This window comes from Arthrobacter sp. NPDC058130, assembly GCF_042884475.1.
GTDB lineage: Bacteria > Actinomycetota > Actinomycetes > Actinomycetales > Micrococcaceae > Arthrobacter.
The window spans coordinates 23,029-42,108 of the sequence record NZ_JBHVTV010000013.1 but is presented as its reverse complement, the minus strand read 5'-3'; the positions used below and the strand labels follow the sequence as shown (position 1 = coordinate 42,108).

Genomic DNA, 19,080 nt, shown 5'->3' with positions numbered 1-19,080 from the left:
AGCATGCTTAGGGTCGAAACTATCATTGACCCATGACTGCCCCTGACCCCCGCCATGCCCAATGGATGAGCCTTGCCTTGGCGGAGGCCCGGAATGCCCTGGCCACCGAGGACGTGCCGATCGGCGCGGTCGTGATCGGACCGGACGGTTCGGTGCTGGGCACCGGGCGCAACGAACGCGAGGCGCTGGGGGACCCGACGGCCCATGCCGAGATGGTCGCCATCCGGGAGGCCGCCGCGCGGTTGCGGGCGAGCCGGGCCCTGGCGGGCAAGGGCGACGACGGCTGGCGGCTGGAGGACTGCACCCTGGTGGTCACGCTGGAGCCCTGCGCAATGTGCGCCGGGGCGATTGTTTTGGCCAGGATCCCGCGCGTGGTGTTCGGCGCCTGGGACGAGAAGGCCGGAGCCGCGGGGTCCGTATTCGACATCCTCCGCGAGCGCCGGCTCAACCACTGGGTGGAAGTGTTTGCAGGGGTCCGGGAGCAGGAGTGCGCCGCGCTGCTGCGGGACTTCTTCGCCGGGCACCGCGCCTGATCCGTTCCGGCTACCCGGCCCCGCCGGAAGACGCCGCGGCGGATGCCCCTGCCGCGGAGGCTTCTGCAGATGCCGCGAGCGCATCGGTCCGCTTCTGCCGGGAAGCCGGTGAGTCCAGGCTGAAGGCCCGGAAATCCCCAAGGTCCTCGCGGATCCAGGCCTCCACCTCGGCGATCCGCTGCGTCACGGCGGGTGTGGGGCCGTGGAACAGCCAGGGCACGATCCGCTCTTTGGCAGGTTCGTACTGCCAGAGTCCGATGATCCGGCCGCGGTCCAGGATCGGGTGGTCCGGGAGATCGGCCTGCAGCGCGAGCGATTCCAGCGCAGGCTTGTGCTGGTCCTCCTCGGCGAGCAGGTCCGCCGCGTTGCGGCGCAGCAGGAACAGGGAGTCCGTTCCGGCGAGCAGCTGGATCTGTTCGTCCGCCGGCTCGTCGAAGGAGGCGAGGCGGCCGACGTCGTCGGGCAGCATCCACAGCGCGTCACCCCCGGAGGCGGCCTGCGATGTGGTTGGGTCGGCGGGCAGTGCGGTGGGCACCTCGACGGCGCCGACGGCGGCGAGCGCCGCCTTGCTTTGTGCCACCGTGAACCCGGTGAACCACTGCGATTGCTTGAGCGTGGCTCCCCCGGTCCAGCCCAGGTAGCGGCGGATCAGTTCGGTGCGCGCCGCGTCGTCGTCGATGCCGCTGGGCGCCAGGTCCCAGGGCTCGTAGGCGTAGCGCTGCTGGTCCAGGCGTCCGTTGGCGGGGACGCGGCGGATCTTGCCCTGCGACTGAAGGATCCCGAGCGCGGTGGGCAGGGTGGTGGTGGCGCCCTTCTTCTTGCCTTCCTCGCCGAGGTTCCGAACGGAGTCGCCCAGTTCCTCCTTGAGCTGCCGCGGATCCATAGGCCCCTCCGCCTCGGCGAGCACGTGCAGCACCTGCTCCTCCAGGAGCGTGATTTCGCCTCGGTCCACGCCCAGCCGGCCGAGCACCCGCACGGCCTCGGCGGCGTCCTTGCCCAGCTTCAGCGCCCAGGCGAAGTCCTTCCGGCCCAGGACGTAGGTGCAGCCGCGTGCGACGGGTAGTTCGAGGATCCGGTGGGCAAGGACGTCGGCGTCCACCTGTTCGCGGCGGATGCCTGCGCGGGCGAAGAGCGTGAGGTACGGGTTGGCCCCGCCCACGGACCGGGCCCAGCCTGCCCGGTCGAAAACCTGCTCCGCAGTGCAGCCGGCCAGCGAGCCGTCCAGGCCCTGCCGGTGCCAGGACCACGCCCGGAGCCGCTCCCTGGTCAGGCTCTGCGGCTCCGGCAGATTGACCGGCTCTTCTACCGACGGCGATTGCGTGGCGACAGGGTGGGTGCTCATGGGCTCATTCTCCAACAGCTTCACTGTCAGCGGTATCAAGACGCGGTATCAACCCGCGCCGTCCGGTTTCCCGGGTTGTGGTTTCCGGCGACTCCGCAGATGCAGGAGATTCCGCAGATTCCGCAGACAGGGCCTCAAGAACGGTCCGGGCGGTGGCGTCCCAGCCGGGCAGCCGGCCCCGGGCGGCCGCTGCAGCGTCCCGCCAGCGGTTCCTGAGTCCGGCGTCGGCCAGCCAGCGGCGCAGCAGGTCCGCCAGCGGGGCGGGGTCCGTTCCGAGGCCGACGGCGGCGCCCGGCAGCTGCGAGTCCGGCACCGGGGCGCCGGGCGCCCGGGCGCCGGGCGCCGCACTGTTAGGCACCTGCCCGCCGGGCGGGGTCCCGGCGGCGAGCGCCTCGACGGCTCCCGTGCCGTCGCGCACCACCACGGGAATGCCGCGGGCCAGGGATTCTGTGACCACAAGGCCGTAGGTTTCGGCCCGGGAAATCAGCAAGCTGAGATCGGCCGCGTCCCATGCGGCATCCAGCGCCGGGCCGCGGAGCTCGCCCGGGAGACCGACGCGCCCGGCCAGGCCCAGATGTTCCACGGAGTTCCGGAGCCGGGCAGCATAGGCAGGGTGGGCGGTGTCCGAGCCGATGAGGGACGCCGTCCAGGGCAGGTCGGTGAGCCGGGCGAGGGCGTGCAGCAGGAGCGACTGGTCCTTGTTCGGCAGCAGCGCGGCCACGGCGATAAAGTGCGGCACGCCGGAGCCGGCAGCCAGGCTTCCCGCCGCCGGCGGGGCGGCCGCGGTACCCGGCAGCGCCACCTGCAAGTTCTCGAGGCCGTGCCGGGCGCCGATGCCGGCCGCGGCCGAGCGGCTGGTGCAGATGACGCCTGCCGCGGCCCGCAGTGCCCGGTGTTCACGCTCGGGATTATCCGGCAGGGGCATGTGCAGCAGGATCCAGGCCGGCTGCCCGGCGGCCGCGGCCGCCTCCAGTTCGGCGGGCGCCCCGCAGGCGAGGAGACTATCGACCAGCGTGATGGACCCCGCAGAGCCGCCGGCGCCTGGCGCCGGGCGCAGCAGCGCGGCCAGGCGCCGTCGGTCCCCCGCGCTGCCGCCGGGCCAGTCGCCGTCGAGCGGGCAGGTTTCCACCGCGACGCCGAGGGCGGCCAGCTCCCGGGCGAGCGCCGCGTTGTAGACGTTGCCGCCGGAGTTGTGCCGGACGTTGCCGGGCACCACAAACCGGAGGCGAGGACTGGCCGGTGGCATCTGCTGCTGCGCCTAGCTGGCGTCGAAGTCCAGCGAGTAGCCGGCCCAGGCGTCGGGGGTTTCGCGCAGGGTGACGTCCAGTCCGCTGAGATCGCGCCCGTCGTTGCCGACCCGGATCTGCGCGGCGACGGCGTCGGCGATGTACCGGGCGAGGGCCTCGGTGGTGCTCAGCTTGCCGGCGAAGTCGGGGTGCTCGTCGAGGTTTTGGTAGTTCAGCTCCTCAAGGACTTCGTCCACCACGTCCCCGGCCGCGCCGATGTCCAGCACGATCGAGTCGTCATTGAGCTCACGACGGCGGAAGGTCACCTCCGTGACGAACGTGGCCCCGTGCAGGCCCTGGGCGGGGCCGAAGACTTCGCGGGGAAGGCTGTGGGCGATCATGAAGTTGCGGCGGACGGTCAGACTGAACACGGGCTACCTCGTGGCTTCGTTGGACTGGACTTCGCTGGACTGGACTTCGGCGGACTGTGCGTTGGTGGATTGGACTTGGATCGGAGGGGTTGCGGCGGCCGGGTATTCGATGACGTGGCACAGGGCATCCAGGGTCCCGTCGGCGAGCCGCTGGACGACGCCGGGGAGTTCCGCGAACGGCGACGTCCCGGTGAGGAAGACGTCAAAGAGCGGGTCCTGCAGCAGGGACACGGCGAGCGCGAGGCGCTCGGAGTTGGTGCGGCGGTGCCGGCGGGCGCGGGCCACCATCCCCACCTGGCTGGCCCGGATGGACAGGCGGCGGGCGTGGAAATCCTCCCCCAGCGGGAGGGTGACTTTCCGGTCGGCGTACCAGGACATTTCGATGATGTCGCCGTCGTCGCCGGCCAGCTGCAGGCTCCGCTGCAGGCCTTCCTGCGAGGCGGAGCAGTGGATCACGATGTCGCAGTCCGGGAGGGCGTTATCCGGGTGGCTGAAGTCGACTCCGAGAGCGTCCGCGAACGCGCGTTTGGCGGGGTCGACGTCGATCAGCTGCAGCCGCGCGAGCGGAAACCCGGCCAGGAGCTTGGCCACCATGCCGCCAACCAGTCCGGCCCCGATCACGGCAACCCTGTCGCCCAGGCGGGGTCCGGCCTCCCAGAGGCCGTTGACGGCGGTTTCCACCGTGCCGGTAAGCACCGCGCGGCGGGCGGGGACGCCGTCGGGAACCACTGTGAGCGATTCGACAGGGACGATGAAGCGGTCCTGGTGCGGGTAGAGGCAAAAGACGGTCTTCCCGGTCCAGCCCTCGGGGCCGTCCTCGACCACCCCCACGGTGAGGTAGCCGAACTTCACCGGGTACGGGAAGTCCCCCTCCTGGTTCGGGGCGGCCATGGCTCCGGCGACGCACGGCGGGACGCTGGCGTGATGGACCACCAGCTCGGTGCCCTTGCTGATGCCCGAATACAGGGTCCGGACCAGCGCCTCGCCGGGCCCGCGGGCGGGCAGTTCCTCACTCCGGAGCTCGCCCTGTTCCGGGCCGACGGTCCAATAGGCGGTGGCCTCGGCGTGCCGTTCAGAAATCATCATTGTGCTTACGAATCTAGTGCCCCTTCCCGTTCGTGGGGAAGGGTGCCGCGCGCGGGCGCGGTGTTATTTGGCCGCCGTTGCGGCTCGTTTTGTGGATGGGCGCCTTGCTCCGGTACCCTAGTCAGGTTGGTGACGTGTCCGAGCGGCCGAAGGTGCAACACTCGAAATGTTGTTTGGTGTAAAAGCCAACGTGGGTTCAAATCCCACCGTCACCGCCAAGGGGGGTTTTACGAATTACCCCCGCCAGTGATTACGAATTCCCCCGGGCATCTTGCCCGGGGGAATTTTTCTTTGGGCGAAGGCCCCAACGTCAGATTCTTGCCCGCGGACCCCTAACGGACGTGTAACGCTATACCGCCCGGGAGCCGCGGCAACTCCGGAATCTGTTTGATCGCACGCCGATGACCCCGGTGCCTCAAGGCTCCGGGGTCATCGTCGAAGGGTGCGGCTAGCTATCCGGTTGGTCCGTTATGAGCTTGGTCCGGCGTGCCCGGGTTTTCTTTGGCTCGGGGCCGAAGTCCCAGTGCTCTCCGCCCCAGGGGCTTTGTAGCCGTCGTTTGAAGGCCCAGTCGCGTACGATCCAGTAGTTCAGGGCGACCAATGAGATTGCCAGGAGGAAACCGGTCCGGGGACGGTTGAAGGTTTTGACGTAGCCGCGTCGCCAGTTGAGCTTGTTCGTCCTGACGTCAGCGTTAAAGGACTCCACCGCGTTCCGGGCGCCGTAAAGTTTGAGCCAAGCTGTCGTTCCGAACAGTGGCCACTGGGATTCACGCGCGTGTTCCTCCGGTCCTACCGTGACCGTTCCCGAGCAGCCGCATTTTGTCTCTGCGGTGTCCGGGGCGCAGTTGGTTTCGTATTTGTAGTCAACGCGCATCGACTCAGCGTTGTTGGGGCAGCGGAGCTTTCCAGCGGTAGCGGGTCCTTTGAATCGTTGTCGACCGGTTTCCGGGTCGCGCGCACCGTGTGGACGGTAGGCGTAGTCGTTTCGCTCATCGAAGCTTTTTGCACGCTTTGCACTTTCCTCGGAACTGATTCCCGATTCGCGGGGCGAGGGCAGCTTTCTGAGCTTCTCGGGGAGGGCTTCGGAAAACAACCCGCCGTCGATGAAGATCGTTCCGCTGTGGGTGCTTGGCTGTGTTGTCTTCTGGTTTTGAGCCAGGTCGAAGACCGGAGAAAGCCCCCTTTGCCAGAGAGGCAGTTGCACGTTTTCGGCCTTAAGCATCGAATAGCCTCTGTCTATGTAGACCCTTGAGAGCCGGTAGCCTTCGGCGGCTACCTTTTTGATAATGTCCAGTGCGGCCACTGCCGCGGCTGCGCGGTCCGAACTGGCTGGTACCAGCACGAATGATCTAAGGACCCGCGGGGCGTCAACGGTTCCTTGAGGGTAGGCGTCGACCGCGAAGTGGGCTTCATATCCGAAGTACATCTCCTTCGGATGGTTGTCCGTGGCCGTTTTCTTACCCCAGCGCGCATCCAGGTCCGCGCACCGCCGCGGGCCCGGATCCGGGATGCCCCCGGATCCGCCGTTCTCCTTGCCTTTTCCGGGCTTGCCCGCACGCCCCGCCGGCTGGATTGGTCGGCGGTACAGGGCGTAGGCCTCCACCCCTGTGCCGTCAATGGCTGTTCCCTCAGGCGATACAAGGTCTTCGGGTATAGAAGCGGCAATCATCCAATTGATGAATAGGTCGAAGGACGAGATCGCATTACGGCTGATCCTGGCCTCGTCAAGGACTTCCCCCGTGGCCGGATCAACCCATGGTTCTTCGTCCATGGTGAACCTCGTCAGCAGTTGCAGAAGGGATGATTTGGTCTGCCACACGTTCTTTGCAGTGGCGGCGCCCTTTACGCCGAGTTCCTTCTTACGCTGCCGGCTGAGCAGTTCGATTTCCTGGGCAACGGCGCTCATGTGCAGGCTCAAGGGATTGCGGTGAAGCATGTGGAACACGGCACCGACAAGGAGGGCCTTGAACGGGACTTTCCGCTTGGGCCCGGTCCGGGATGTTTCGTAGTCGATGACGAGTTTCGGAAGGTTCAGCCGGGCGCACCAGTCAAGCGCAGCAGCGTAGGCCTGCGCTTCGGTCAGCCGAGGGGCATTGCCGAGGTGACGGACGTCCAGTGGTTCAGTCATGAAAGGTCGCCGCCTCTGCAAACCAGTCCTGCGCGTTTCTGAAGTCGATGTACGGCACAAGGTCAATGAGGGACTTCGTGCCCTGAAGACCGGACATGTACATGACTTCGGCCAAATTGCAGCCGCTGCGCAGCATCCGCACCAACCACGTTGTCCGCAATCTGGTGGTCGTTGGACGCCAAACTCCTGGGTATTTGATCACGCCAAGGACCTTGTCAAGCCGCTCAGACGGTGCAGTGTCCGTCAATGGGGCAATAAAAGGCTCGCGGGGGTGCCGGTCGCCGATTTCAAGGAGAAGATCCGCGTACCGCTGGTGCATAGGTACTTTGCGTGCCTTTGCCCCTGGGATGTCCAACATGAAAACGTCCCCGTGCAGAACTAGATGCTCCAGACCCATCGTCATATATTCCTGGGCGTGCAGCCCCGCGCCTAAACCCAGACAAAGCTGCGCCGTCGCGACCCGGCGCTTGAACTTCGTCGACAGCTGTCCCGCCATTTGAAGATACAGTTCGACCTCCGACGGGGAGTACGGCGGCTGAAGCTGACGCATTTCAAAGCTCACCCCCGGAGGCGGCCACGGCGCCCGGCGCGTGACCTCACGTCCCACCCTGACGAGGGCCGCACGGTGGGAAGCCCGCGAACTGGGGACCAGATGAGTTGTGGCCGTCTGGATGTAGTGCTGCACCCTGGACGGGGTGAAGACTATCTCGACATCGAGCAACAGACCGCGCTCGTAAGCCCAGAAGACGTAATAGGCGATCGCGTGGATGTAGTTCTTCATCGTTTCGGGGCTTAGGTATCCAAGTCGTCCGGCTACTTCCCGCACGAACGGACCGATAGCCGACCACGCTTCCGCGGGCACGCGGCCTGGTTTGGGTTCGTAGGTCGAGACGACAGCGCTTGTGCTCCCCTGATTCACGAGGGCCCCCCGCAAATGAACCGGAGCCCGCCGTGATGACGGCACAGCCCATAGCCAGCGGAGCCGTTCGGACTGGGGGCGGCCGCGGCATCGCCTGACAAAAAGATACTGAGGGCTGTAAAAGGGCGCACTGAATCCACGCGTTGCATACCCGGGACAAACTGGGTAGCATCAAGAACGTCATCCAACAAGACGTTTTCCTGAGGGCCCCCTGAAGATGCGCGCCAACGCATCCGCAATTCGGGGGCCTTCGGTGTATCCAGTGCCGCCTCGTGGCGGCTTTTCATAGAGTCGAATGTGCCTTTCTGTGCACTGAATGACGTTGCTACACAACGGCTTGTATCCCGTCAACGAGCATGCTATCCTTGCGGTGGACATGATGTATCCAGCCGAAGTCACGGTACCATGGGGTATGGCTATTAGCATTAATGTCGACGGCACACCGTGAGCAACCCCCGCTACACGCCTAAAGGGTTCGCCGCTGACCCCGCCGAATTTGGGAAGCGGGAACGGATCCTGTGGACCTCCCCGGAAAACGAAACCGCAGCCAGGCAGTGCCTCGCTTCACAGCTGCAACACGAGTTTTCATACCGTATCCTGCGTCGGATAGCCGAGACAGGAATCTCCATCAAGTCCTACTCATCCATGACCGGACAAACGTACGACAGCACAGTAAAAATGCTTCGCGGGGACGCCGTCATGCGCTTGGACCACATAGCCACCGCCGAACGGCTCCTCGGAGGCCTGATAAGACACCCAAGCGCCCCAACGAGAATCGCGTGCGAACCGGACCTCAAGCCAACCCAAACCGCTTCTCCACGCCACAGTTAGGGCGGTCGAGCGACTTTTGGGCGCAGGCTGACGGTCGCCGTTTCCCCTGAATCCCCGTCGACGCCGCGCAACTTCGAGATCCGCCGAAAACAGCCGTTCCCTGCTAAGTACACCGCGTAACGCCAGCCAAACAGGGTTCTGGATCGCCAGGCTCCATATCTGCGTCGGCTTCGGCACATGAACTGTGGGCCAGTAAATTAAGAAATAGCGGTGATTCCGGACACGCTCGTCCAGCCCGCCCCATAAGCGGCTGCGGGAACACGAGCCGGCCAAGTACCAACTCGCCAACTCCCGCGGCCTGGACGAAAGCCTTCCCAGCCCTTCCCGAGCAGCCCAACAGTGCGCTTCTTTCCGGCGCCACCGCGGCTTGCCACTTCCTCCGCCAGGACGATGACTTCACAGCGACAAAGGTGCCTGCGGTTCAACGGCTGGATGGGAAGGGCCGAGAAAGACCGCCGCCGGCTAGGAACCTGTGCGGTGCTAATCTCGGCCCTGATGCCGCTAGTACTCAAGGCAATTGAGCACTGGTGGCGTTAGTGACGCGCCCACATCCGAGGGTCGATTGGTTAGCTCCCGGTCGGCTCCTCTGCATCACATACTAGGCGCCGCCGGACTTCCGCGCTACGCCAATGGGAGACCGGCGCCGGCACCACAACGGATTCGTGATCGCGGTCTTCTGCATGATGGGTGGCGGTACGCGCGGCGGGCGGCCGGGTTCGCAGCAGTGGCATCATCACCGATTTCTCAGATTCCTTCTTCGTTGGATATCCGTCGCCCCTCTGGGCATTTGCGATGTTAGCGAACGCCCAAGAACGTGGGCAGGCCTGAGGTACGCCACGCTGCAACGCCACTTATTGAAGAGACAATCAGGGTCTACGCTGGTCGCTATGACAGCCATAGAGGACGTCGAAGTCATCGTCAATTCTGCGCTCGGCCGGGATGACCATGCCCTGGTGAGCCAGATGCTCAGCCTGATGACTCCGGAGGCTGCCCTACTGTGGCTTCAGGGGTCCGAGCCATTCCTTGGTGGGGCACGGCCCATGGACGTTCTCGCCCTCGATGGCTCCGGCCCTCTCTTGGACGCCTTGGGCGCGATCGAACAAGGCGGATTCGCCTAGATTATGAAGGTGACGGGTGAAAAGACCATTCCTGACAAAGGACGACGTCCTTCGCATCCGGGCCACCGTCGACGCAGACTATTATCGCGACGTGAACAAACTCACCGACGAGACGACGGACGATTTGGGGCCCATCCAGGTACAACCTCCCGCATGGGGAACCGAGACCAGGGCCACCGAACCGCCGTAACGGCGCTGGCCACTACAAACAAAAACGCTCAATTTGAGACGCAGCCGGCAAAGCCAACCTTCGCCACCGCCCCTAATGCGCCGCGTCTATAGCCGATGCGATTGCACACCCGACAGTCACCCTGGCGCTCTGTGGGCAGCGTGTTGCCGTGCTGCGCCGGCTGCGGCAATCCGGATCTCCGGGGCCAGCGGATTTCCCATCGTCATGTGCCGCCTCGATGTTTCCTTGGTGCGCGGCTTCCGCCCCACTCCCTGACTGTTGGCAGCTCTGGCTCTACCGGGTCCGATCGTTCCGGGGCGGTCGTGTTTCTGATTGGCTGGATATTGAACTCGGGAGCTGTTCGTGACCTGAACACACCTTGAAGGTCGCGTTCGGTGGATCCGAGCTGTAACGCCTCAGGATCGTAGCCCACAAGGCCGCCACTAGACCAGCATATCCGCGGCCGTAATCGCAGCAACTGCAAATGCGGAGTCCTGTCTGCCTTGGCTATCGTGTGATCATGGCCATGAAGGACGAACACCGCCTGAGCTCGAGGAGGACCGCCGAGATCATCAAGCGCGAGCTGGAGCACGGAGAGCTTGATTTCGCCTTCCGGGTCATGGTCACCGCCATCAATGACTTCCGTCAGACATCACCGTCGAATCATGAGGAATTCCTGATACCACCGGGCTCCACCGGATCCCTACGGTGGGACACACTGCTTGCAGCGGTCATTGGCCGTGAATGCGAACGGCTCGGAATCCCCAAGCCTCCGTGGACGCAACCGAAGCCCTTGGCGGAAGAGTGGGTTGTCACGACCCTGCCGAACGCCACAGAGAGGTCGCTGGCCAGAATTAGATCCGGAACCCCGGTTGAGTTCTCCCGCCTGGGTATTTGGATCCATGCCCGGGATCTGGACACCATGTAAAACGAAACCAGTTTGCGTCAGCGCCTTCTTTGGGAACTCGGCATCCATCCGGCGGTAACGATAGCGCGAGCGAGGTAGCGGTGTTGTTCAGGCTCGGGCATGCCGGCTTTCTGTGCGACATATGACGTTGCATGGATGAGCTCGCCGAGTAGATGCAGGTCATCCAGTTGCGGGTTCACGCTTGTTACGGTCGCATACCAGCCGCTCCAGTCCAGCTGGCTCACGGGGTACTCCACGTTCCCGGACTGGGAACGGAAATAGGGCTGCTCCCCTGCCGGTGGGATGCGTTCCTGTGCCGGCTGGCGGCTCGGGGCGGCCCACCCGGCGGTGATGACCGCTTGGGCGATGTAATTCTCCCGTTCGTACCAAGGCATGTCGTACGAGGGGTCGTCCGGGCACCGGGTCTCGATTGTGGCTTTCTCGAGCAGGGTGGCGAGCACGTCCACGCTGGCCAGGTGCGGGGAGGCGGCCGTCAAAGCCTCGTACCAGTCGAACCAGTCGAGCCGGGAGACCGAAAAATTCATATCGAGGGATTCGGAGTAGAAGTGCAGGTGCTTATCCCTCTTCGGGTTCCAGTTCCTGGGCGTCCCCGACCGGTGCGCTGCGTTCACCACCGGGCCCCGGCTTCGTCTTCGAACGCGGCCAGTACCCGGGCAGGTTCATCTAGATGATCGACTGGGCGGCCCTCGTCAGCAAACCATGTCGTCGGAGATGTCATCCACAGGACAACGTCAGCACCGTCCCAGCTGTACTCGTCCGCGATCGTCTTCAGGTCCTGCATGAGCGGGCGAACTCTTACCGACCCATTACCGCTGGATGACTGTTCAAATAGGAATTTCGGGTACAACTCCTGGCCCCTGTACCGCAGCGCGAAATCATGCGCTTCCGCCTCGTTCCCAGGACCGAGGGCGTCCCGGACTTCACTCGCCGTCAGAAACCCGAACTCACGTCCGACACGCTTGACCGCGTTGATCGTCGCCTGCACCGACCGGACCAGCTGGGGTGAAACGTCCGCCTCGACGCTCTCCAGGGCGCGGAACACAGCGGCAACAGTTTCCCGCGAATAATCAGGTAGAAGTTGGCCATCGTTGTTCTCGTCTGAGCGTTCTGCAGGTGGGGCCATCCCCTATTTCTCCTCGTTCACCAGAGGTGCATCGATACGCGACTCTAGCCCAAACCTGGAGGGGTGAAAAGCGCTACACCTCGCCTCAGTCGGACCCATGGAGAGTGGCCTTGGCAAGTCTCGCGCACACTGCTATGCGTCCTTACCCAGCGATTCTCGAGCCGGCCCACATGGTCGGTGGCCGCTTCGCACCGCGAGGATGGCGCATGACGTCCGCGCCGCCGCCTGAGGTCACTGCTCGGCCGCCCGTCCGAACTTGCTTCTTGGATCCTTGTCGCCCGAAATCATGCCCGCTGTGGCTCCAGTCGAGTCGATTAGGGTGATGAGCATGAACATAGCGGAGTGGGCCGAGGAGTTGACAGAGTCACTAGCCGACGGCCCGGGCGCGCCCGGGCTGCTAACTCTGGCACAGTGCGGGGACACGACGGCCAGCGACGAGGTCATTGACTTGGCTCGCCATGCCGCTGACGCCGCCGGCTGGCCCTTGTACGAACTCTCCGCCGATCAGGCCGGGGGCACACCCTTCCCACCACAGGAAACCGGCTTCCTTATCCTCCGTGACGTCGTCGCGCCGCTCCCGCCAGGAGTACCCGTACTGGTGGCCGCCTTTCAGCACCTAGTACGCCGAGGTCAGCCCGTGGGCCTCCTAGTGGTGGGCCCTCCGGAGGGCCTCGACGCGCTGCGCAAGCACCCGGCAATGGGATTCCTGAGCCGCGCGGAGTGGGTCGTTCACGACAGATGAGGGAACGTCGAAATCTATACCTCCGACCGGCAGAAATACCGGATTCCTGCGACGGCGCGCCCTCATAGATCGCAGCTTGCCAAGGGGGCCGGTGGAGTCCACCGCACAGCTCAGGCTCTCTCCCATCGGTGTGAAACCCGTCGCACCGGAGACTCAGAACAGGAGCGCTCCCCCGCTGCCTCAGACTTTCCCGGGACCGCTGCGAACTTCAGAGGCGCGCTCGTTAGTGGCCGAGTCCGGCGGCGAACCGTGTGATGGCGTCTTCCGGAGTTGGCGCGGGACCGAAAAGTTCTGTCTGGCGCGTTGTGTTAGCGACGTATCGGCCGCTGTCGAACCAGGCCGCCATGCCTCCCATGTCGCTCATGAGCGGTGCGGATTTCCCCACGATTTTCCCTACGGCTCGGAGCAGTCCGGTGGGCATGGCAAGGACCCTGATCTTCTTATTCCTCAGTCGCGACGCCACGTCGGCGCTTTCGCGCATGCTGGTCGGGCGGGTCCAGCCCAGATCGATGCGTTCTCCGTCTGCGACGTTCGCATCGACTGCTTCCGCGAGGTAGGTCGCGAGGTCGCTGGTCAGGACGAACGTCAGGGGAACGTTCTTGGAGCCGAGCCAGATGATGCGGCCCTTCTCGAACGGGTCGCCGCCGAGTTGGGCGATCTGGTCGAAGAATGCTCCGGGTCGCAGCGCAACGAACGGAACGCCAAGTTCTTCGAGCTTGTCTTCGGCGAGCTTCTTGTGCCAGAAGTGCGGCACATCGGGTGTCTGATCACTTGTGAGGATGCTGGTCAGCACAAAGCGTTTCACTCCGACTTTGCTGGCGGCGACGGCGAGATTGGTGTTGCCGAGGGTGTCGATCTCATGGGCGTTCTTGTTGTTCCCGGTGTAACCGGCAGCCGTGGTAATTACGGCCGCGGCGCCGGTCATCGCTGCGATGAGCGATTCCAAGTCGAGCATGTCGCCGCGGGCAATCTCGACACCCTTGGCTTCGAGTCTGCCCGCATTCGAGGTGGGGCGGACGAGTGCACGCACTTTCTTGCCCCGGGCAAGGAGCCGGTCGACGACCTGACCGCCCAGCGATCCGGTTGCCCCGACGACGAGGACAGGTTCTTGCTCAGACATTTTTCTCCTAATAAATTGTTCATTGCTGTGCACTGGTGGTCGAAATCTGCGCGGGCGCGGGGCACCTCCGGTTGGATCCGGAGGTGCCTCGTGCCTTGTCATCGGGGTTCCCTGACGGGCTCAGAGCCGATTCGCGGTCTCCCGGTGCGGATGTTTCGGCGGACCAATGTTGGTGTTGCGAAGCCTAATAGGGCGGTCCTGCGTCCGGATCGCCCCGCCCGGCAACGTGGCAGGGAGGAACGGGCCGGGCTTTCCGCTGGCCTGGAGGCGCTGTTGATCAGGCCTAGTTGAGAGTCGGGTAATCGGTGTAGCCGTGGTGGTCGCCGCCGAAGAATCCGGTGCGCTCCGGGGTGTTGAAGGGACCCCCGGCCTCGAGCCGCACGGGCAGGTCGGGGTTGGCCAGGAACAGCGCGCCGTAGGCGAGCAGTTCCGCTGTCCCGTCCTCAACCAGCGCCAGTTCGTCAAGGCCGGTCGGTGCCGGGTGGGTGGCGGGGTTAAGGATGAGGGCGCCGGGCCACAGGCTGCGCAGGGTCTGCGTGAGCGGGCGCTGCCCGGGAGATTCCAGGATATGCACATAAGCCAGACCAAGTTCAGCAAGCCCTGCGATGAGGGTGCTGTACGTGTTCTCGAGATCGTCTTCAGTAATGTCGTGCAGCGGGTTCGCGGGAGAAAGCCGGATGCCGACTTTTTCTGCACCGATGGCGTCGGCGACGGCTTTGGCGACTGCGAGCGGAAAAGCCACCCGGCCGGCGATGCTGCCGCCCCAGGAGTCGGTGCGCTGGTTCGCGTTGGAGGAGATGAACTGCTGGATGAGGTAGCCGTTGGCGCCGTGAATCTCGACGCCGTCGAACCCGGCCTCGATCGCGTTGCGTGCCGCCGTCGCGAAATCGGCGACAGTCTCGAGAATCTCGTTCTCTGTGAGGGCCCGGGGTGTCGCGAAGGGCTTCATCCCAGCGTGCGTGTAGATCTGCCCTTCGGCCGCGATTTCGGAGGGGCCGACGACGGTCATCCCGCCCGGCAGCAGGTCCGGATCCCCGACGCGGCCGGTGTGCATGAGTTGGGCGAAGATGACGCCATCGGCGGCGTGTACCGCCTCCGCGACCTTCTTCCACGCCTGCACCTGCTCCGCGGAGTGCAGGCCGGGGGTGTCCGGATAGCCCTGCCCGGCCACGGACGGCTGGACACCTTCACTGATGATGAGCCCGGCACTCGCGCGCTGGGCGTAGTACGTGGCCATTAGGTCAGTCGGGGTTGCGCCCTCGCCGTAGGCACGGCTGCGGGTCATGGGGGCCATTACGATCCGGTTCTTGAGCTTGATCGAACCGAGCGTGAATGGATCAAAGGGCGAAGTCATGGAATCTCCTTGAAGTGATGCAGTGACTTGACTGCCACCCGGAAGGGGTGGAGCGCCGGCACCTAGGTGGAAGCCTCGGCGTGAGCCACCAATTGATTTACAAGGTAGATCGTTGACTGACTCACGCAAATCGAGCATGGCTTAATTGCGTGAGTAAGTCAACTAATGAGTTGTTGATGTATTCTGTACTGCATGACGCAGTTGCAGGACATGTACGAGGAGTCGCGACGGCTGTCGCAGCTATTGGTGGCTGTCGCGGAGCAAGCCAAGGCCAACTTTGCTCAGTCGATTGCCCCGTTCGGCATACCGGTGCATCTGGCACGGGCCGTACTGCTGCTCGACTCCCCGGCACCCATGCGGGAGCTCGCCAACGGCCTGGCATGCGACCGCTCCTACATCACCAGCCTGGCCGACCAGCTGGAGGAGCGGGGCCTCATTGCCCGGGTCCAGGGTGACGACCGGCGAATCAAGCTCCTGGCGCTGACCGAAGCCGGCACCACGTTGCGCGACCAGATGTCCGATGCCGTGGCCCGGCACAGCCTGGTCCTGCAGCGGCTGACCAGCGAGCAGCGCGCGGAGCTCGCCCCCATTCTCAAAACCCTGGCTGGCTCAGGCGCAACCGAAGTTGCACGGGCTGAGTGCTGACTGAGCATCTAGGCTTCGCAGGCACTGTTCGGCCGTGGCCACGTACTTGCGCTTTTTCTGGCCGCTGTTGACAGCACCGACATCGACTAGGAGACAGATCTGTAGGTGCACCATGGCCGTCTCCCTCACGGGGCGCGACCTCACTCGATAGTGCGCAGGTGACGCTTCCTCCTCCCGCCGGGCCTCATCCCGTGGTTCATCTCGGGCTGGCGGCGGTACGACCGGGAGCGGTCCGGGCTGGGCCGTCGGGCCGATCGCTTGGATCGCGATCGCTATCGGGGTGGCCGTCTTCCTGTGTGGAGTTTGCGAGGGCGGCTCTGTTACTTCCAGACTCCGTCAGTCTGTGGGAACGATGGCGATAGCTGCGAGTGTGCTCACGCAGCTCAACGCTGATCAGCGGTGTCGTTATGCGCTTTGTAGTTCATTGACCACGGACACAAGTACGAGCACGTCAGTTTCGGACAGTGGCTGCAAATCGTAGAGAAAGGCATTCATCTCCGCCGTGCAGGCACGTCCCCCATTTGACCAGAACCTGATCCAGAGAAATAGCAGAGCGAAGTCGCCATCCGCCACGCCGCTTCGGACAGCCCGCCGTAGGTCGGTGATGCTTGCGGCTACTTCCTCTTCGCCTAGTGTCGGGCTGGGGGTGCGCAGAGTTATCGGCGCCCTGTCCGAGTGTTTGCTTTCATCCACTTGGGGGTTCTTGTCAAAAGCGCATTGTGCATCCCGGCGCGACGGGAAATCAGAAGGCTCCTGGTGTACTGCTGGTCTTTCGGGATCCTCCATTGGTGGAATTTGCCTGGGTGGTTCCTGGTGCCCAGGAACAGAGTTCAGGTGGCGCTCCTCGTGCACCCGTCCCAACATCTACTCCTTTATTCCGGTTGAAGCCCGTCTTCGCAGCCTTGCACTTCAGAAATCCTGAAGTCTGTCAGTTCGGGGGGTGTGGCCCTGCTGAATTGGCCAACATCCTAGGCCGAGGCATGGCTGTGGTCAGGTGACCAGATAGTGCCAATCTGGGCTCCGCGTGCCCCTTTTTGGGAGCACCGAGTGCTCTTGGAGGTCCAGCAACCGTCGTTCCCCGGCATCGGTTTGGATCCACAGAATGCCCAGATGCGGAGCTATTGTCTCAATCATCCCGTCCATGTTCACCATGCCACTTGAGTCGTAGACTTCCACGTGATCGCCGGCCCGCAGGGAAGACTCGAGTGAGTAGAAGGCCTCGATATCAGGACACGATTTATCATCTTTCGGCACGGTCTTCCTTCCCAAATGATCGTAGTTCTTGCCTGCGCTCAGTGGTGGCGCGCGGAATGGTGGCTCAAGAGCTGTGCTTTCTTCTTCTTTCCGGCCACGGGCCGAGCTTGTCCTTGTTGCCGGCTGCTTCGCCAGGGCCGATGTTGTCGGCGGGGTCGCCCACCTTGTGGACCTTCAGCAGGTTGGTCGAGCCGGCTTTTCCGGGAGGCGAACCGGCGGCGATGACCACCAGGTCGCCGTCCTCGACGATGTCCAGCTCCAGCAGGCTGCGGTCAACCTGGGCCGTCATCTCGTCCGTGTGGCCAACCATCGGGACCAGGACCGGCTGGATGCCCCAGGTCAGTGCCAGCTGGTTCCAGACGTGCTCCACCGGGGTGAAGGCGAAGACCGGCTTGATCGGGCGCAGCCGGGACAGGCGCCGTGCGGAGTCACCGGACTGGGTGAAGGCACAGATGTACTTTGCCTCCAGCTGGTCGGCGATCTCGACGGCGGCGCGGGTGATGGCACCGCCGCGGGTCTTGGGCTTGGTGCCCAGCGGGGGGACGCGCTCGAGGCCGTGCTCTTCGGTGGACTCGATGATCCGGGCCATGGTCTTGACCGTCTTGATCGGGTACTTGCCCACGCTGGTCTCGCCGGAGAGCATGACCGCGTCGGCGCCGTCGAGCACGGCGTTGGCGCAGTCGGAGGCTTCGGCGCGGGTCGGGCGCGGGTTCTCGATCATGGACTCGAGGACCTGGGTGGCCACGATGACCGGCTTGGCCCAGCGGCGGGCCAGTTCAATGGCGCGCTTCTGCACGATCGGCACTTCCTCGAGGGGAAGTTCCACGCCGAGGTCACCACGGGCCACCATGATGGCGTCGAACGCGTCGATGATCCCGGGCAGCTGGTCCACGGCCTGCGGCTTCTCGATCTTGGCGATCACCGGCACGCGGCGGCCTTCCTCATCCATGATCTCGTGGACGCGCTTGATGTCAGCAGCGTCCCTGACGAAGGACAGGGCAACCATGTCCACGCCGCGGCGCATGGCCCAGCGGAGGTCGTCCTCGTCCTTTTCGCTCAGTGCCGGGACGTTGACGGCCACGCCGGGCAGGTTGATGCCCTTGTTGTTCGAGACATACCCGCCCACAATGACCTGCGCAACGACCTTGACGTCGTCAACGTCGATGGCGCGCAGGGCCACCTTGCCGTCGTCGATCAGCAGGGCATCGCCCGGGTTGACGTCCTCGGTGAGGCTCTTGAGCGTCGTGGAGCAGATGTCCTTGGTGCCCGGAACGTCCTCGGTGGTGATCGTGAACGTGTCACCACCGGCAAGCAGGTGCGGCCCGTCGACGAAGCGGCCCAGGCGGATCTTGGGGCCCTGCAGGTCGGCCATGACGGCGACGGCCTTGCCGAGCTGTGCCGCAGCCTTGCGGACGTTTTCGTAGGTGTTGTCGTGCACGGAGTAATCCCCGTGGCTCATGTTCATGCGGGCCACGTCGACGCCGGCTTCCAGCACGGCAAGCGTGTTGTCGAAGCTTGCGATTGCCGGTCCGAACGTGGCCACGATCTTAGCGCGTCTCATATATCTACCTTGTTGGTCACTTGCATTGATGTAAGGTGCCGCCGGGCCATGTGTAACAGCCCCGCTGCGGACAAAAGCCACCGGCTTTAGACGAGTAAGTCCGGGAGCCCACTCTTGCCGGCAGGGCTAGGGGACCCGGACCCAAAGCATGCCGTGTGGCTAAAGCCCGGAGGACGCCCTGATGGTCACATTTTTTGATTCCACTTCGCTGCTGTCGACAAGGACAGCTCGCCGCCCGGAACTGATGACGGACTGCGTTCGAACTCGATGGTCGGCACGCAAAATATTGACGAGATTAGAGATGGTGGCCGTTGAGAACCCGGTCCGTTCGGCCAGTTGGCGCTGAGTGGCGGGGCCGTTGACTCTCAGGTCCTCAAGCAGACTCTCGATGTTCCGCAAGCGCCACGCCGATTGCGACCCCACGCCCGATCGTGGAGCGCTTTGGCGGTGGGAGGTGGGCCTGCTCATGTTCGTTCTCTCCGATCTTGAGTTGTTGGCCGTGAGTACCGCACGCTACTCATAATCAGTCTCCGGTGGCACGGCGGTTCATGCTCTTTTGCGCCCCGGCAG

Annotated in this window: 18 protein-coding genes and 1 tRNA gene; 7 read left to right on the top strand and 12 right to left on the bottom strand. The window is 64.2% G+C overall.

The genetic code is table 11. From position 1 onward, the window contains the following. Positions 1-32 precede the first annotated feature (32 nt). The gene (locus ACFVTM_RS18770) at positions 33-533 is read left to right on the top strand and encodes a nucleoside deaminase (RefSeq protein ID WP_390205406.1); all 501 of its coding nucleotides are present in this window, start codon (positions 33-35) and stop codon (positions 531-533) included. 10 nt (positions 534-543) lie between these two features. Here the strand turns inward: ACFVTM_RS18770 and ACFVTM_RS18765 are convergent, their stop codons facing one another. The 4 genes from ACFVTM_RS18765 to ACFVTM_RS18750 are packed head-to-tail and all read right to left on the bottom strand — an operon-like array spanning position 544 to position 4,618. Further along, a complete protein-coding gene (locus ACFVTM_RS18765) occupies positions 544-1,875 on the bottom strand; it encodes a DNA glycosylase AlkZ-like family protein (RefSeq protein ID WP_390205404.1) in 1,332 nt (443 codons plus the stop codon). Positions 1,876-1,879: 4 nt separating this feature from the next. Beyond that, positions 1,880-3,121 carry a glycosyltransferase gene (locus ACFVTM_RS18760; RefSeq protein WP_390205403.1) on the bottom strand — a complete coding sequence of 414 codons (1,242 nt, stop codon included), beginning with the start codon at positions 3,119-3,121 and terminating at the stop codon, positions 1,880-1,882. A gap of 12 nt (positions 3,122-3,133) precedes the next feature. Beyond that, a complete protein-coding gene (locus ACFVTM_RS18755) occupies positions 3,134-3,532 on the bottom strand; it encodes a 6-pyruvoyl tetrahydropterin synthase family protein (RefSeq protein WP_390205401.1) in 399 nt (132 codons plus the stop codon). Positions 3,533-3,535: 3 nt separating this feature from the next. Beyond that, the gene (locus tag ACFVTM_RS18750) at positions 3,536-4,618 is read right to left on the bottom strand and encodes a dehydrogenase (protein ID WP_390205399.1); all 1,083 of its coding nucleotides are present in this window, start codon (positions 4,616-4,618) and stop codon (positions 3,536-3,538) included. A 128-nt stretch (positions 4,619-4,746) separates the two neighbouring features. Here ACFVTM_RS18750 and ACFVTM_RS18745 point away from each other — a divergent pair. After that, positions 4,747-4,836 (top strand) — tRNA-Ser (locus ACFVTM_RS18745). 230 nt (positions 4,837-5,066) lie between these two features. On the opposite strand, the gene ACFVTM_RS18740 is transcribed toward ACFVTM_RS18745, so the two are convergent. Both ACFVTM_RS18740 and ACFVTM_RS18735 read right to left on the bottom strand, forming a co-directional pair. Continuing rightward, on the bottom strand, positions 5,067-6,524 hold the full coding sequence (locus ACFVTM_RS18740; protein WP_390205398.1) for a hypothetical protein: 1,458 nt from the start codon (positions 6,522-6,524) through the stop codon (positions 5,067-5,069). Between the two features lie 214 nt (positions 6,525-6,738). Continuing rightward, positions 6,739-7,527 (bottom strand): hypothetical protein, encoded by a 789-nt coding sequence (locus tag ACFVTM_RS18735; RefSeq protein WP_390205396.1) that lies wholly within the window; start codon positions 7,525-7,527, stop codon positions 6,739-6,741. Positions 7,528-9,383: 1,856 nt separating this feature from the next. On the opposite strand from ACFVTM_RS18735, the gene ACFVTM_RS18730 reads away from it, so the two are divergent. From ACFVTM_RS18730 to ACFVTM_RS18720, 3 genes are all read left to right on the top strand, one after another. Further along, positions 9,384-9,614, top strand: a complete 231-nt coding sequence (locus tag ACFVTM_RS18730; protein ID WP_390205395.1) for a hypothetical protein — start codon at positions 9,384-9,386, stop codon at positions 9,612-9,614. 16 nt (positions 9,615-9,630) lie between these two features. Further along, positions 9,631-9,804, top strand: coding sequence for a hypothetical protein (locus ACFVTM_RS18725; protein ID WP_390205394.1), 174 nt, complete (start codon positions 9,631-9,633; stop codon positions 9,802-9,804). Between the two features lie 463 nt (positions 9,805-10,267). Then, positions 10,268-10,711, top strand: coding sequence for a hypothetical protein (locus ACFVTM_RS18720; RefSeq protein ID WP_390205392.1), 444 nt, complete (start codon positions 10,268-10,270; stop codon positions 10,709-10,711). 17 nt (positions 10,712-10,728) lie between these two features. Here ACFVTM_RS18720 and ACFVTM_RS18715 read toward each other — a convergent pair whose 3' ends face one another. Both ACFVTM_RS18715 and ACFVTM_RS18710 read right to left on the bottom strand, forming a co-directional pair. After that, positions 10,729-11,235, bottom strand: a complete 507-nt coding sequence (locus tag ACFVTM_RS18715; RefSeq protein ID WP_390205390.1) for a hypothetical protein — start codon at positions 11,233-11,235, stop codon at positions 10,729-10,731. An 83-nt stretch (positions 11,236-11,318) separates the two neighbouring features. Next, complete coding sequence (locus tag ACFVTM_RS18710) at positions 11,319-11,834, bottom strand: hypothetical protein (RefSeq protein WP_390205389.1); 516 nt, start codon at positions 11,832-11,834, stop codon at positions 11,319-11,321. 328 nt (positions 11,835-12,162) lie between these two features. Between ACFVTM_RS18710 and ACFVTM_RS18705 the strand changes: the two genes are divergently transcribed. Beyond that, a complete protein-coding gene (locus tag ACFVTM_RS18705; protein WP_390205388.1) occupies positions 12,163-12,576 on the top strand; it encodes a hypothetical protein in 414 nt (137 codons plus the stop codon). 223 nt (positions 12,577-12,799) lie between these two features. Here ACFVTM_RS18705 and ACFVTM_RS18700 read toward each other — a convergent pair whose 3' ends face one another. After that, entirely contained in the window at positions 12,800-13,696 is an 897-nt protein-coding gene (locus tag ACFVTM_RS18700) for an SDR family oxidoreductase (RefSeq protein ID WP_390205386.1), read from the bottom strand. Between the two features lie 283 nt (positions 13,697-13,979). Next, the gene (locus ACFVTM_RS18695; protein WP_390205384.1) at positions 13,980-15,050 is read right to left on the bottom strand and encodes an alkene reductase; all 1,071 of its coding nucleotides are present in this window, start codon (positions 15,048-15,050) and stop codon (positions 13,980-13,982) included. A 192-nt stretch (positions 15,051-15,242) separates the two neighbouring features. On the opposite strand from ACFVTM_RS18695, the gene ACFVTM_RS18690 reads away from it, so the two are divergent. Beyond that, positions 15,243-15,695 carry a MarR family winged helix-turn-helix transcriptional regulator gene (locus tag ACFVTM_RS18690; RefSeq protein WP_390205382.1) on the top strand — a complete coding sequence of 151 codons (453 nt, stop codon included), beginning with the start codon at positions 15,243-15,245 and terminating at the stop codon, positions 15,693-15,695. 1,318 nt (positions 15,696-17,013) lie between these two features. On the opposite strand, the gene pyk is transcribed toward ACFVTM_RS18690, so the two are convergent. Then, positions 17,014-18,510 carry a pyruvate kinase gene (gene pyk, locus ACFVTM_RS18685; protein ID WP_390205380.1) on the bottom strand — a complete coding sequence of 499 codons (1,497 nt, stop codon included), beginning with the start codon at positions 18,508-18,510 and terminating at the stop codon, positions 17,014-17,016. 159 nt (positions 18,511-18,669) lie between these two features. Next, a complete protein-coding gene (locus ACFVTM_RS18680) occupies positions 18,670-18,978 on the bottom strand; it encodes a winged helix-turn-helix transcriptional regulator (RefSeq protein WP_390205379.1) in 309 nt (102 codons plus the stop codon). Positions 18,979-19,080: the final 102 nt, after the last annotated feature.